Annotated in this window: 11 protein-coding genes; 5 read left to right on the top strand and 6 right to left on the bottom strand. The window is 72.9% G+C overall.

Features of this window, described 5'->3' with window-relative positions; all coding sequences use genetic code 11:
• Window positions 1-51: 51 nt before the first annotated feature.
• Window positions 52-2,634: a hypothetical protein gene (locus OV090_RS00675; RefSeq protein ID WP_267701490.1), complete on the bottom strand. Its 2,583-nt coding sequence runs from the start codon at window positions 2,632-2,634 to the stop codon at window positions 52-54.
• Window positions 2,635-2,774: 140 nt separating this feature from the next.
• Window positions 2,775-3,593: a TIGR02452 family protein gene (locus OV090_RS00680; RefSeq protein ID WP_267701491.1), complete on the bottom strand. Its 819-nt coding sequence runs from the start codon at window positions 3,591-3,593 to the stop codon at window positions 2,775-2,777.
• A gap of 109 nt (window positions 3,594-3,702) precedes the next feature.
• On the opposite strand from OV090_RS00680, the gene OV090_RS00685 reads away from it, so the two are divergent.
• The 3 genes from OV090_RS00685 to OV090_RS00695 all read left to right on the top strand — a co-directional run bounded on the left by OV090_RS00685 (window position 3,703) and on the right by OV090_RS00695 (window position 7,498).
• Window positions 3,703-4,557 carry a peptidylprolyl isomerase gene (locus tag OV090_RS00685; protein ID WP_267701492.1) on the top strand — a complete coding sequence of 285 codons (855 nt, stop codon included), beginning with the start codon at window positions 3,703-3,705 and terminating at the stop codon, window positions 4,555-4,557.
• Entirely contained in the window at window positions 4,554-5,540 is a 987-nt protein-coding gene (locus OV090_RS50385) for a HupE/UreJ family protein (RefSeq protein ID WP_267701493.1), read from the top strand. The genes OV090_RS00685 and OV090_RS50385 overlap by 4 nt, the downstream gene beginning before the upstream one ends.
• A gap of 101 nt (window positions 5,541-5,641) precedes the next feature.
• Window positions 5,642-7,498 (top strand): DUF3604 domain-containing protein, encoded by a 1,857-nt coding sequence (locus tag OV090_RS00695; protein ID WP_267701494.1) that lies wholly within the window; start codon window positions 5,642-5,644, stop codon window positions 7,496-7,498.
• Window positions 7,499-7,676: 178 nt separating this feature from the next.
• Here the strand turns inward: OV090_RS00695 and OV090_RS00700 are convergent, their stop codons facing one another.
• The 4 genes from OV090_RS00700 to OV090_RS00715 form a co-directional block, all read right to left on the bottom strand.
• Window positions 7,677-8,459: a hypothetical protein gene (locus tag OV090_RS00700; protein ID WP_267701495.1), complete on the bottom strand. Its 783-nt coding sequence runs from the start codon at window positions 8,457-8,459 to the stop codon at window positions 7,677-7,679.
• A gap of 22 nt (window positions 8,460-8,481) precedes the next feature.
• Complete coding sequence (locus tag OV090_RS00705) at window positions 8,482-8,769, bottom strand: hypothetical protein (RefSeq protein ID WP_267701496.1); 288 nt, start codon at window positions 8,767-8,769, stop codon at window positions 8,482-8,484.
• Between the two features lie 95 nt (window positions 8,770-8,864).
• Window positions 8,865-10,454: a DUF4215 domain-containing protein gene (locus OV090_RS00710; protein ID WP_267701497.1), complete on the bottom strand. Its 1,590-nt coding sequence runs from the start codon at window positions 10,452-10,454 to the stop codon at window positions 8,865-8,867.
• A gap of 228 nt (window positions 10,455-10,682) precedes the next feature.
• The gene (locus OV090_RS00715) at window positions 10,683-11,234 is read right to left on the bottom strand and encodes a hypothetical protein (protein ID WP_267701498.1); all 552 of its coding nucleotides are present in this window, start codon (window positions 11,232-11,234) and stop codon (window positions 10,683-10,685) included.
• A 62-nt stretch (window positions 11,235-11,296) separates the two neighbouring features.
• Here OV090_RS00715 and OV090_RS00720 point away from each other — a divergent pair, with 62 nt between their 5' ends.
• Both OV090_RS00720 and OV090_RS00725 read left to right on the top strand, forming a co-directional pair.
• Window positions 11,297-12,199 (top strand): LysR family transcriptional regulator, encoded by a 903-nt coding sequence (locus tag OV090_RS00720; protein WP_267701499.1) that lies wholly within the window; start codon window positions 11,297-11,299, stop codon window positions 12,197-12,199.
• Between the two features lie 53 nt (window positions 12,200-12,252).
• Window positions 12,253-13,728 (top strand): NAD(P)/FAD-dependent oxidoreductase, encoded by a 1,476-nt coding sequence (locus OV090_RS00725; protein ID WP_267701500.1) that lies wholly within the window; start codon window positions 12,253-12,255, stop codon window positions 13,726-13,728.
• Window positions 13,729-13,758 lie beyond the last annotated feature (30 nt).

Below are 13,758 nucleotides of genomic sequence, written 5' to 3' on the forward strand. Positions count from 1 at the left end.
CAGTGTCCCCAAACGCCTCCGTCGCCGCGACGGAGGCGTTTGGTTACGTCCTCAATGGCACTGCCAGTCGATGCCTCCGTCGAACACGTACATCACCCCCGAGTCGCCGAGGTTGATGTGGGCGAGGCTCTCGTCGAACTGAAACAGGAAGCTCGGATCGACGCCGGGATCGCCGTCCTGCAACCACAGCGGACCGCCGCCGACGAACCCGGCCGAACCGTAGACGATCCTGCGCACGCGCTTGGCCGCGCCCTCGAGGTCGCCGCCGCCGAAGATCTGCTCCGGCACGTCGAACGCCTCGACGCTCAGCGTGACCGCGTCCTCGATCGATCCGGGCGCGCGGGCCAGCTCCTCCTCGGTCGTCCCCACCAGCGTGCCGTGACGGTGCCGCTCGGCGGTGTCGGGATCGGGCAAGTAGAGGGATAGCGAGCGCGCGCCCGGATGCTGCGCGGCGAGCTCGGGCAGCTGCGCCAGATCGAGCGTCAGGATGTGCGTCATCGGCTCCTTGCGGTCGACCGGCGCAGTCACGACCCCACGCGGCGTGCCGCCGATCCGCGCCACCGAGTCCGCGGCCGGCTCGTCCTCGCCGCGGCGCAGGCGGTAGATCCGGACCTTCGGCCCCGGCACGCTCGCCGCCAACCGCCGCAGCTCCTGCTCCGGCGTCTCGACCGCCTTGCCGAGCCCCTCCTTGACCGCCGCGAACACGGCCGGGGCGAGCGCCCGCTCGAGCTCCTTCATGAACGTGTTCTCGGCCGGCGCGTCGCCGATCGCCCGCAGCAGCGGCGCGACGATCTCGGGCCCGAAGGCGCCGATCCGCGAGCCCAGCGAGCCGTGGCCGATCGCCTGCCGCTTCGTCATCACTGCCCCGAAGACCATGTCCAAGAGTTCAGGCGGCGTGTCGGGCCGCAGCACCTTGACCAGGCGGTCGGGCTCGCCGGCGCAGCGCTCGCGGTTGGCGGCGACGATCTTGGCCCACCGCTCGAGCGGCAGCTTGTCGAGGAACGCCAGCACCGGATCGACCTTGCTGCCGCCGTAGTTGAAGGCGATCTGGTCGAGCTGCACGTGCTCGTCGAGCGCCGCGTCCCAGGTCTCGCCGGCCGCCGACGCCCGCGCCAGGATGTAGAGGATCGCCTCGCCGAACCTCGCCTTGAAGTCGGGCGCCGTGGCCTGCTGCTGGGCCCGCGCCAGGTACGGCACCAGCGTCGGCGTGCCGTAGCCGAGCAACCCGGCCTCGGGGGCGTACTGGCTGGCGCCGAGGCGGCCGATCGCCTCCTCGACCAGCGCCGGGTCGAAGTGCACGTCGAGGAACGCGGCTGCCTTGCCGTACCAGAACTCCTTGGCCAGCGTCGTTCGCAGGATCGCGTGCGTGCGCGCCGGGCCGAGGATCTTCATCGCCCCGCGCAGCCGCGCGATCAGGACCGCCTCGCTCTCGTACACGCGGTCGAGGTCGATGCGCGCGTCCATCTCCGCCGGGATCGCCTGGCCGGCCGCGTGCGCGCGCTCGATGCCGACGACCGTCAGGATCGTCGCCAGGCTCTTCACCCGCTCGTCGTCGCCGCTGGCGTCCTCGATCGTGTCCTCTTCCTCGCCGTCGCCGTCGCCGTCGTCGCCGCCGTACGCGTCGAACTCGTCGTAGTCGTCGCCGTCGCCGTCGCCGCCGTACTCGTCGTCATCCTCGTCGTCGCTGCTCGCCTGCGCCCGCTTCTCGGGCCTGATCTGCGGCGTCGTGATCTTGAACGGCGCGCTGCCCTCCTCCGCCAGCTTGTTCGCCGCGGCGAACAGGGCCGCCGGCGCATCGCTGCGCGCGTCGAGCACCTCGAACAGCGAGCTCGGGTTCCAGTAGCCGTCGCCGAACAAATAGATCACGTCCGAAAGCGTGGCCAGCCGCAGCCCGGCCAGACCGTTGCGGCTGATGTCGCCGGAGCGCTCGCGGAACAACTTCACGCGCGGCAGGATCCACGCCAGCGCCTCCTCGGCCCACGACGAACCGAACCGCGCCGCCAGCTGCTCGACGTCCTTCGTCGACTGCAGCCGCCACTCGACCAGCTTGCCGCCCTCGATCCACGGGCAGTCCCAGTTGCCCGCCAGGCCGCGCTCGAGGTGATGCGCCACCAGGTGTCGCAAGATCGTCACGCTCGAGTCCGACGGGATCGACTCGCCCGCGCGGCCGCGGACGAAGTCGATCGCCACCTGCAAGTTCTCCGGCAGCTCGTCGCGCACGGCCTGTACGGCCGCGGGGTCGGCCACGTACGCGGCAGTGATCAGGTCGTTGACGTGGGTGAGCACCCCCGGCGTGTACGAGGCCCAGTCGCGCGCCTGACCCTTGTCGAGCACGCCCATGTCGGGGGGCAGACGGCGCAGCACCGCGATGATGTCGGCGGCCGGCACGTCGCGGGTGTTCTCGCCGAGGATCCGGAACATCCCGGCGGAGCTCACGGTCTGCAGCACGAGGCCGTGGTGGACCAGGTGCCACAGCAGCGGTGCGGCCCGGTTGGTGCTCTTCCACAACAAGTTGTTGTGCTTGAAGCCGTTGGGATCGCCGAGCTTGTCGAGCTTCTCGCCGAGCGAGCGCAGCTTCTTCTCGGTGAGTTCTTCGAATGGAGGGATGGTCGACTTGGGGGGAGTCTTCTTCATCGACGCCAGCGATACCAGAACGGCGGCCGGCGCGCAGCCACGCGTGGAGCCGCGTCAACGCTGCAACTGCTCTGTCCACGGGGGATTCGCGACATCACGCCCCGCCCCCGCAGATCGTCCCTCGCCATCCCGGGCCGCGCTCAGCCGAACACGCGCTCGAACGCCTGCAGCGTCGACCTCTCGCGGCTCTTGTCGTAGATGGCGAAGACCACCCGGGCGAACGACTTCGCGTAGGTCGAGCGCAGCAGGTCGGCGAACACCTGCGCCACTTCCTTCGGGTCGTTGCGGAACACCCCGCAGCCCCACGCCCCGAGCACCAGAGTGTGCTGCCCGTGCCGCGCCAGCACCCGCAGCACCCGCTCGGCGCGGCGGCGCAGCGCCTCCGAGACGTCGGCGCGACCGTTCGGCGCGCGGCGCAGGTGCTCGCCGGCGTTGGGCGCCGGCGCGGTCACGACGCCGACGTGGAACGGCCGCTCGAGCAGGTCGAGCCGCTCGTCGCGGAAGAACGGCACCCCCGGCGACCAGATGACGTGATCGGTGTAGAGCACCGACTCGTTGGCGCGGTTGACGTCGTAGTACTCGCGGGCCTCGAGCAGGCAGTGATAGAGCGCCGAGCAGCGGGCCAGGTCCTCCTCCTGCGCCTTGGCCCCGCCGAGGAACCCGCCCCCGGGGTTGCGCGCCGACGCGAAGTTGAGCGCCGCGACCTCGGCCACGCCCTGCTGCTCGACCAGCTTGCGGGCCGCGCCGCCGGTCGTGTCGGCCCACACCTCGATCTTCGCCGCCTGCCCCGTCCCGGCCGGGATCGGCAGGTCGTCGAAGTCGCCGGGCCGGTACAGCACCGTCCCTTGCTGCGCCGCCGCGACCGCCTGGGCGATCGACACCACCTGTCCCGAAGGACCGGTGTAACTCCCGCGTTCGACGATCGCCACCGTGTCCTTGGCCAACCCTGCGAGTGACATCCCGGGATGGTACAGGGTCGGGGCCCCCGACGCGCCGGGCCGCGGTCAATCGACCTCCTCGTCGCCGGCCCTTGCTCCCGCGGGCGCCGGCGAGGGACACTCTCGCGCATTGACCTGGCGCGCCCTCCTCCGCGAACCGCTCGTCCAATTCCTCCTCGTGGGGCTGGCCCTGTTCGCCCTGCACGCGCGCGTGCGCCCCGACCCCGACCGGGCGATGCGCGTCGATCCGGACCGCGTCGCCTCGACCCGCGCCGGCCTGGCCGAGCGGCTCGGGCGCGCCCCTGACGACCGCGAACTCGCCGCCGCCCTGCGCGACGCGCTCGACGACGAGCGCATGGTCCGCGAGGCAGTACGCCTCGGCCTCGACCGCGACGACCCCATCGTGCGCCGGCGGCTGATCCAGAAGCTGCGCCTCGCCTACGAGTCGACCGCCGACGTCGAAGCCCCCGACGACGCCGCCTTGCTCGCTTTGCGCGACGCCGAACCGGCCCGCTACTCCGCGCCGGCCCGCCTCGCCCTGACCCAGGTCCTCGCCGCGCGCGGGCGCCACCCCGATCCCGAGGCCGCCGCGCGCGAGCTCGTGCGCCGCCTCGAAGGCGGGGCCGATCCTGCCGAGCTCGGCGACCCCGGCCCGCACGCCCGCCGCTTCGGCCTGCGACCGGCCAGCGACTACGCCGGCATGTTCGGGCCCGACTTCGCGGCTGCGCTTTCGGACATGCCCGAAGGCACATGGTCGATCGTTCAGTCCCAGCTCGGGGCTCACGCCGTCCGCATCGACGCGCGCGCCCCGGCCGAGCTGCTGCCCCTGGCCGCCGCGCGCCCGCGGCTGATGGCCGACCTGGCCGAGCGCCGCCGCGCCGAGGCCGTCCAGGCCGCCCTCGACGACCTGCGCCGCAGCGACCCCGCCGACCTCGACGCCCTGCCGGCCGACCTCGCCGCCGCGCTCGCGGAGCAGGGCCTGTGAGCACCTCTTCGGTCCCCTCGTCCGCCCGCCTCCGCGCCGCGGCCGCGCTGAGCTGCGCCGCAGTGCTCCTCGCCGCCCCGACCGCGCGCGCCCACGAGTTCCGCCCGGCGGTGCTCGTCCTCGAGGAGACCGCCGACGGCCGCCTCGAGGGGCGCCTCGAGCTCCCGCCCGAGCCGGACGCCCGCGAGCTCGTCGTCGAGCTCCCGCCGGGCTGTCGCGCGCTCCCGGCCGCCCCGGGCCGGCTGCGCGCCGATTGTGGCGCCGACGGCTTGCAGGGCTCGCTCCGCGTCACCGGCCTGGAGCGCGGCGAGCTGATCGTCCGCCTGCGTCGCCACGGGGCTGGCCTTCAGACCATGGTCCTCCGACCAGGTCAAACAACCGCCCCGCTGACCCCGGACATCGGCCCGCCGCCGGGCTACCTCGCCCTCGGCGTCGAGCACATCCTCGGCGGCGCCGATCACCTGCTGTTCGTCGCCGGCCTCACCCTGCTCGTGCGCCCGGCGCTGCGCCTCGCCGGCGCCCTCACTGCCTTCACCGCGGCCCACAGCCTGACCCTCGCGCTCGCCGCCCTCGGCCTGCTCGCGCTGCCGCAGCCGCCGGTGGAGGCCTGCATCGCGGTCTCGCTGGTGCTCCTCGCCCGCGCCCTCGCCCGCGACGAGCGACCGTCGGCCGGCGCTGCCTGGCGCCTCGCGGGCGCCTGCGGCCTGCTCCACGGCCTCGGCTTCGCCGGCGCGCTCGCCGAGATCGGCCTCCCGCCCGGCGCCGCAGTGCCGGCGCTGCTCGCCTTCAACGCCGGCGTCGAGCTCGGCCAGCTGCTCGCGGCCGTCGTCGTCCTCGCCCTCGCCGCCCTCGCCCGCGCCGCCCTCGCGGCCCTGCCCGCCCGCGCCCGCGCCCCCCTGCGCGCCCTCCCGGCCCTCGGCCTCGGCGCCGTCGCCGTCGCCTGGACCCTCGAGCGCGTCCTCGCCTTCTGGAGCCCCGCATGACGCCCCAGCGACCACCTCGCCGTCCGGAGCGGCGCCTCCCGGAGCCCCGCATGATTCGCCTGCCCCTTCGCACCTATCCGCTTCACCATGTCGCTTCGGCCATGTCCCTCGTGACATGCCTTTTCGGTCAGCTCGCCTGCCGCGCCGAGCCGGAGCCGTTCGTCGACCGCCGCGAGGCGTGCAGCGATCGCAACCCGCAGCGCAACCTCTACTTCGGCGACCTCCACGTCCACACCTCGTACTCGTTCGACGCGTGGATCAACGACGTCCGCACCGACCCGGCCGGCGCCTACGCGTTCGCCCGCGGCGAGGAGGTCGCGGGGCACAAGCTCGCGCGCCCGCTCGACTTCGCGGCGGTCACCGATCACGCCGAGTACCTGGCCGAGGTCGAGGGCTGCACCACCCCCGGCTCCGCCGTCTACGACAGCGCCCGCTGCAAGGACTTCCGCGCCGGCAGCACCGCCGCGCTGGTCAACTTCGGCCTCGGCCTCGACGGTGACGGGGCCGAGCGCTGGGACGACCTGTGCGGAAAGGGCGGGCTCGACTGCGACGCGCAGGCCGGCGCGGTGTGGAAGCGCGTGCAAGAGGCCGCCGAGGCCGCCTACGACCGCACCGCCGCCTGCCGCTTCACCAGCTTCGTCGCCTACGAGTGGTCCGGCTCGCGCATGCTGTCGAACCTCCACCGCAACGTCATCTTCCGCTCGCGCCGCGTGCCCGCGCTGCCGGTCACGCACTTCGAGGCGCCCACCGCCGGCGAGCTGTGGCAGCGCCTGCAGGGCGAGTGCCGCGACGGCGTCGCCGGCTGCGACGTGCTGGCGATCCCGCACAACAGCAACTGGTCGAACGGCAACCTGTTCACGCCCGAGATCCCGGCCGGCGCCGACGAGGCCGAGCTCGCCGAGGTGCGCGCCGACCTCGAGCCGCTGCTCGAGATCTACCAGCACAAGGGCGACTCCGAGTGCTCGCCCGGGGTCGCCGGCCTCGGCCCGCCCGACGAGTTTTGCGAGTTCGAAAAGCTGCGCGCGCTGCCGTTCGACGACTGCGGCGACGGCACCGGCAGCCAGGGCATGGTCGGCCGCGGCTGCGTCTCGCGCCTCGACTTCCTGCGCGGGATCCTCCTCGCCGGCCTCGGCGCCGAGCAGCGCCTCGGCGTCAACCCGTTCCGCCTCGGCGTCATCGCCAGCACCGATACGCACAACGGCACGCCCGGCAACGTCGAGGAGGCGACCTACCCCGGTCACTTCGGCGCCCGCGAGATCGATGCGACGACGCGCCTCACCGGCAACGTCCCCGCCGGCGCGCGCAACGGCCCCGGTGGTCTCGTGGCCGTGTGGGCCGAGGAGAACAGCCGCGAGGCGATCTGGGACGCCCTCCGCCGCCGCGAGGTCTACGGCACCAGCGGCCCGCGCATGGCGGTGCGCGTGTTCGGCGGCTGGGACCTGCCCGACGATCTGTGCGGCGCCGGTGACTTCGTCGCCGCGGCCGAGCGAAGCGGCGTGCCGATGGGCGCGAACCTGCCCGAACGGACAGGTACTTCGGGCCCGGTCATCGCAGTCAGCGCACAGATGGACCCCGGCAGCGCCGGCGCCCCCGGCTCGCAGCTCGAGCGGATCCAGGTGATCAAGGGCTGGCAGGACGAAGCTGGCGTGGGCCAGATCGCAGTCGTCGACGTCGGCGGCGGACCCGACGGCTCGAGCGTCGACGAGGCCACCTGCGCGGCCGACCAGCGCGGCGCAGCCCTCCTGTGCGGCGTCTGGCGCGACCCCGACTTCGACCCCGCGCGCCCCGCCTTCTACTACGTGCGCGTGATCGAGGATCCGGTGTGCCGCTGGAGCTGGCGCGACTGCCTCAGCCTGCCCGAGGACGCCCGGCCGCCCGCGTGCAGCGATCCGGCCCTCCCGCGCACGATCCAGGAGCGCGCCTGGACGAGCCCGATCTGGTACTCGCCTGGCGCTTGAACGGCAGGTTCCCTGGGACATGCTCCATCAAGCATGTCCCATGAGACATGCCCGATCGCGCATATCCCGAGAGACATCCGGCTCGCCGACGCGAGCTAGCCCTACTTGGGCTCCGGATGTCTTCTCGTTCAGGCGCATGTCCCGAGAGACACGCGCCTCGACGGCCGCGCCAGTCGCTCTACTTGCCCGCGGTCTCCGGCTTGGCCTTCTCGTTCGGCTTGCCGTTCTTCGCGTTCGCGGCGCCCTTCTCGTCGGCGGCCTTGCCCTCCGGCCCGGCCTTGCCCGGCGGCTCCTTGTCGCCCGGCCCCTTGCCCTCCGGCGCGCCCGCGGCGTTCGGCCCCTTGTCGTCCGGCGCCTTGCCCTCCGCGGCCTCCTTGCCCTGCGGGCCCTTGTCGTCGGGCCCCTTGCCCTCCGGCCCGCGCGCGTCCGGTCCCTTGTCGTCCGGACCTCTCTCGCCGGGCCCCTTGCCCTCGCCCGGCCCGCCGTGCGGCGGCCCGTCGATCTTCGCCTCGGCCGGCCCCTTGCCCTCCGGCGGGCCTTTGCCTTCGGACTTGCCCTTGCCCTTGCCGCGCGCCGCGTGCTCCTCGCGGATCGCCGCCGCCAGGTCCCGCCCGCGCAGGCCGGCGTCGAGCTTGGCCTGCACGAACGCGCCGAAGTTGTCGACGGGGCCGTGGTCGCGGGTCGCCTTCGCCGCCTCGTCGAGCAGCGAGGCCGCGTCGCCGGCCGCCAGCTTCTTCCCTTTGGCCGCAGTCAGTCCGGCCTTGACCTCGCCCTCGCCGACGCCCGCCTTGCGCAGCGCCTGGGCCTTCAGCGGCAGCGCGAGCGCGCCGAGGATCCGCTCGTTGGGGGTGCGCCGGTCCTCGGCGCGTTCGCTCGCCTCGCCGGCGGCCGGAGCCGCGTGGGCGGCCAGCGGCGCGGCGGCGAGGCCGATCGCAAATACATGAAGGATCATGGTTCGCACGGGAAACCTCCTCGGTTCTTCGCTACTTCTTTTGCAGGCCGGCCTCGAACTGCTCCGCCATCGCGGGATCGTCGGCGATCTCGTACATCAGCGTCTCCCACTGTTCGGTGGTCATCTGGTGCGCGCCGAGGATCTTCTCCGCCTCATCGGGTTTTGCGCGGAGCTCCTTGGCGATCGCCACCGCCTGATCGACCTTGCCGCCGGAGCCGCCGCAGGCGACGACGAGCGCGAGAAACACGGGAACGAGTACGCGTATCATGATCGAGTCCTCACGCCTGGGACCGCTCTGCTCGCCCGCGTTCCAACTCATCGACGACGTGTCCGCTCGCGCCCGTCCGTGCCGACCTCCTCAACCGGCGCGCGGCGGTCAGCCCCGCCGCGCGCCGCTTTTTCTCGCCGCTCGACTCACTGCGGGACGACTGCCACGCAGCAGCCGGTCTGGCAGAATTCGCCCTCGGGGCACTCGGCAGTGTCGAGGCAGGGCGTCACCCCGGGCTCGCAGGTCGGCATCCCGTTGCACTCGGGCGGCAGGTCGTCGACGTCCTGGCCGAAGCACACCTCGCACATCGCCGGCTCGCACTGGTTGGCGCACTGCGGGAAGAACGTGCAGCTGTTACAGGCGTCGAGGTTGTCGAGGCTGCACTCGGGGTTCGAGTTGAGGTAGACGAACTGGTCGCCGACCTGGCAGCAGCCGAAGCAGTCGCAGCCGTTCGGGATCAGCGGCACGCAGAAGTCGAGGCACTGGGTCGGCACCTTCGGCACGCACATCTTCAGGTTCGGGTCGAAGCCGCAGCCGATGTCGGCCCCGGGGTTCTGCATGTCGCACTTGAGGTTCCACTCGCACTGGTCGTTGCCGACGCCGCTGTCCGCGTCCCAGTAGCAGTCGGACTTGCAGTCGAGGTTCTGCCCCGGGAGGCTGGTCTGATACGACTTCTCGTCGTCGTCGCACGGCGTCGTACACTCCGGGTCGGCGAGGTCGATCGCGCCGTCGCCGTCGTCATCGAGGCCGTTGCCGCACTTGTAGAGCTTGTTCCCGCACTTGAGCTCCTCGTGGCACTTGGCGCTGCAGCCGTCGAGGCCGATCGTGTTGCCGTCGTCGCAGGACTCGTTCGGGCCGTCGAGGCCGTCGCCGCACACGTCGAGCTCGCAGTCGGCGTGGCACGCCTTGTCGTCGCCGTTGTTGGCCCCGTCGTCGCACGCCTCGCCGGGGCCCTTGTCGCCGTCGCCGCACACGTTGCTCTTGCACGTCGCCAGGCAGGCCTGGTTCGGCCCGTTGCTCGCACCCTCGTCGCACTGCTCCACGCCGGCGTGGATAAGCCCGTCGCCGCAGCTCGCCGCCTGACACGCGGACGTACACGCGCCCGCGTCGGAGTTCGCGTTGCCCTCGTCGCACGCCTCGCCGTCCGACACGATCGCGTCGCCGCAGCTCGGCGTCGTGCACGCGTTCGTGCACGCGTCGGTGTCGACGGCGTTGCCGTCGTCGCACGCCTCGCCGTCCTGCACGCTGCCGTCGCCGCAGCTCGCCAGAGCGCACTGCGCGGTGCAGGCGTCTCCGTCGTCGAGGTTGCCGTCGTCGCAGCCCTCGCCCGGGCCCTGATCGCCGTCGCCGCAGACGTTGCTCTTACACGTCCCGAGGCAGGCCTTGCCCGCGCCGTTGTCGGCGCCGGCGTCGCACTCCTCGCCAGCCTGGACCACCCCGTCGCCACAAGCGGGCAACTCGCAGAGGTGGTTGCAGGCGTCATCGGGCACCAGGTTGCCGTCGTCGCACGCCTCGCCCTCGTCGACGACGCCGTCGCCGCAGACCGCCGGGTCCGGCCCGGTCGTCGACGTCGTCCCGCTGGTCGAACCATCGGTAGTCGTCGTCGTCGTGGCGACACCGGTGGTCGGCGAACTCTCGGTCGCTCCGCCGGTCCCGCCTTCGGTCGCCTCGCCCGTCGTCGGCGCGGGCGAACCGGTGGAGTCGGCGGTGCTGGTCGCGGGAGACGACGTACTCATCGTCTGCGGCCCCGCGGCGGTGGTGTCGGAAGAGGTGCTCTCGGGGCCTCCGCAGGCCAACAAGCACCCACTCAGCGCAATACATACGGACACGATTCGACGGACCATCGCGCTTCTGACAGTCCGTGTCCGCCGAATTCCACGGGGCTCGAACACGATGATCGCGAGCGCAAAAGAACATGTCCCCGAGGACAGGCCGCTGCGAGGGCGAGCGGCGCAGCGCTCTCGTCACGCCTCGAGGCCGAGCACCGCGCGCCCGAGTTCGTGGGCAGCGCCGGTCGCCGCGAGGCTCGCAGGCGTCGCCAGCGAGCGGAAGGCTCGCTCATGGAAGCGCTCTTGCGGCAAGATCCTGGCGAACACCTCGAGGATGTCTGGCGGCGCCGCCGCGTCGCCCGCGATGACCTCGATCCGCGCGAGCCGCATCGCCTCCGCGTGCGCCCCGACGGCGCAGCCGGTCTCGAGGTCGGCGATGCCGGGCAGCGTCTGCTTCCAGTAACGCGCCTCGGGCCCGCCGACGAGCGCCGGCGCCAGACCGCGCGCCCGCAACAATTCGCCGACCCACGCGGCGTGGTCGCGCTCTTGCCCGGCGATCACCGTGAGCAGACGGTGGGCGCGGCTGCCCGGCGTCGCGTGGGCGTCGCGCAGGTCGAGGATCCGCCGCGCGGCCGTGACCTCGCCGCGGTACTGCGCGAACAGCCAGGCGTGGAGGCGCTCGGGGTCGGTCCGGGTCTCGGCCCACCAGACTGCCGAGCTGCGAGGGGCGGGAGTGGCGACGTGCATGCCCGAAGGGTGGTCCCGCGAACTATCGGCGTCGACTAGAATGCGTCGATATGTCATCGGTCGTGCCGATACTCGAGGGCGAGCTGCTGCGCGCGTTCGTGGCCTTCGCCGACGCCCTCAACTTCACCCACGCGGCGAGGGTGGTCGGCCTGTCGCAGCCGGCCCTGTTCGAGCGGATCGCCCGCCTCGGCCAGGAGGTGGGCGCTTCGCTGTACGAGCGCGAGGGCCGGCAGTTGCGGCTCACCGACGCCGGCGTGCGCGTGGCGGCGTTCGCCCGCGAGGAGCTGGCGCGCACGCAGACCTTCCTCGCCGAGCTGCGCGGCGAGGCCCGCCGCGAGCGCGTCGTCCTGGCCGCCGGCGAAGGCGCGTACCTCTATCTGCTCGGCCCGAGCTTGCGGGCCTTCACACGCGACGAACCCGACGCGACGCTGTGCCCGCTCACCCGCGGCGGTCCCGATGCCGCCGAGGCAGTGCGCGAGGGCGCGGCCCACCTCGCCGTCGGTGTCGTCGATCTGGTGCCCGAGGAGCTGGTCGCCCGCGATCTCGTGCGCACGCCGCTGTGCGTGGCGATGGCGGCGAACCACCGCCTGGCCCGGCGCCGCCGCGTGCGCCTGGCCGACCTCGCGGGCGAACGCCTCGTCCTCGCCCCGCACGGGCAGTCGCACCGCGCCTTCGTCGGCCGCGCGCTGGCCGGCCTGGCCGACGCCGCCGCGCCGCCGATCGAGGCCGACGGCTGGCCGCTGATGCTGCACCTCGCGGGCCTCGGCCTCGGCGTCGCCATCGTCAACGGCATCTGCAACCTGCCGCGCGGCGCAGTCGCCCGCCCGGTGCCCGAGCTCGGCCACGTGACGTACCGACTCATGTGGCGCCGCGGCGCCAGCTTGCCGCCCGCGGCCTCGCGGCTGCGCGAGCGGCTGGCCGCGCTCGAGGGTCGCCCCGCGTCGCGCGCCGCGAGACCGACGTGAACGTCCCCGCCGGCCCCCAGCCCGGCGCCGCACCACACGCTACACTGCGCGCGATGTCCGACTCCGCTGCCAGCGCTCCCCGCGACGTCGACGTGGTCATCGTCGGCGCCGGCTTCTCCGGCCTGTGCATGGCGATCCAGCTGCGCCGCGTCGGCATCACCGACTTCGTCGTGCTCGAGAAGGCCGACCGCGTCGGCGGCACGTGGCGCGACAACACCTACCCCGGGGCAGCCTGCGACATCCCCTCGCACCTGTACTCGTTCTCGTTCGAGCAGAACCCGAACTGGACCCGGGCCTTCCCGCTGCAGTCGGAGATCCAGCAATACCTCGAGCGCTGCGCGGACAAGTACGACGTCCGCAAGCACATCCGCTTCGGCGCCGAGGTCGAGCACGCCGAGTTCGACCGCACGGCCGGGCGCTGGCACGTGCGCACCCGCGGGGGCGAGCGGTTGTCCGCGCGCGCCCTCGTGCTCGGCAACGGCGCGCTGCACCTGCCCGCCTACCCCGACCTGCCCGGGCTGGCGACGTTCGCGGGCAAGACGTTCCACTCGGCCCGCTGGGACCACGGCTACGACATGTCCCAAAAGACAGTCGCGGTCATCGGCACCGGGGCCAGCGCGATCCAGTTCGTGCCGCAGATCGCCCGGGTCGTGCGGCGCCTGCACCTGTTCCAGCGCACCCCGGCGTGGATCGTGCCGAAGCCCGACCACGCGATCGGCGAGGTCGCGCGCCGCGTCTACGCGCGCGTGCCGGCGCTGCAGCGGCTGGTGCGGAGCGGCCTCTACTGGCAGCACGAGGCGCGCGCTCTGGCGTTTTTGCGGCCGAGGTTGATGCGCCTGGTCGAGCCGCTGGCGCGCCGACACCTGCAGAGCCAGGTCACCGACCCGCAGCTGCGTGCCCGCCTGGCGCCCGACTACCGCATGGGCTGCAAGCGCGTCCTGATCTCCAACGACTTCTACCCGGCGCTGACGCGGCCCAACGTCGAGCTCGTCACCGACCCGATCGAGCGCGTCGAGCCGAGCGGCGTGCGCACTCAGGACGGGGGGCTGCGCGAGGTCGACGCCATCATCCTCGGCACCGGCTTCCGCGCCACCGACTACCTGTCTGCCATCGAGATCGTCGGCGCCGACGGCCAGGAGCTGAACGAGCGCTGGCGCGGCGCGCCCGAGACGTACCTCGGCATCACGGTGTCGGGCTTCCCGAACCTCTACCTGCTGATGGGCCCGGGCACCGGCCTCGGTCACAACTCGATGATCTTCATGATCGAGGCCCAGGTCCGCTACGCGCTGCAGTGCATCACCACCCTGCGCGACCGCAACCTGCGCGCGCTCGACGTCCGCCCCGAGGTCCAGAGCGCCTTCGCCAGCGAGCTCTACGAGCAGCTCGGCCGCACCGTGTGGTCGTCGGGCTGCAAGAGCTGGTACCAGACGGCCGACGGGCGGGCCGCCGCGCTGTGGCCTGGCTTTACGGTCAGCTACTGGCTGCGCACGCGGCAGCTCGATCTGCGCGACTACCAGCCCGTCGCCTGAGTCGGCGTTGCGCGCGCCGGGTGATCGGCT

The sequence above is a fragment of the Nannocystis sp. RBIL2 genome (genome assembly GCF_026626745.1).
Classification (GTDB): Bacteria; Myxococcota_A; Polyangia; order Nannocystales; family Nannocystaceae; genus Nannocystis.

Bases quoted from the DNA above. Each gene is read 5' to 3' on its own strand.
- OV090_RS00675 (WP_267701490.1), bottom strand. From the start codon at position 2,634: ATGAAGAAGACTCCCCCCAAGTCGACCATCCCTCCATTCGAAGAACTC.
- OV090_RS00680 (WP_267701491.1), bottom strand. From the start codon at position 3,593: ATGTCACTCGCAGGGTTGGCCAAGGACACGGTGGCGATCGTCGAACGC.
- OV090_RS00695 (WP_267701494.1), top strand. From the start codon at position 5,642: ATGTCCCTCGTGACATGCCTTTTCGGTCAGCTCGCCTGCCGCGCCGAG.
- OV090_RS00705 (WP_267701496.1), bottom strand. From the start codon at position 8,769: ATGAGTTGGAACGCGGGCGAGCAGAGCGGTCCCAGGCGTGAGGACTCG.
- OV090_RS00710 (WP_267701497.1), bottom strand. From the start codon at position 10,454: ATGAGTACGTCGTCTCCCGCGACCAGCACCGCCGACTCCACCGGTTCG.
- OV090_RS00715 (WP_267701498.1), bottom strand. From the start codon at position 11,234: ATGCACGTCGCCACTCCCGCCCCTCGCAGCTCGGCAGTCTGGTGGGCC.
- OV090_RS00725 (WP_267701500.1), top strand. From the start codon at position 12,253: ATGTCCGACTCCGCTGCCAGCGCTCCCCGCGACGTCGACGTGGTCATC.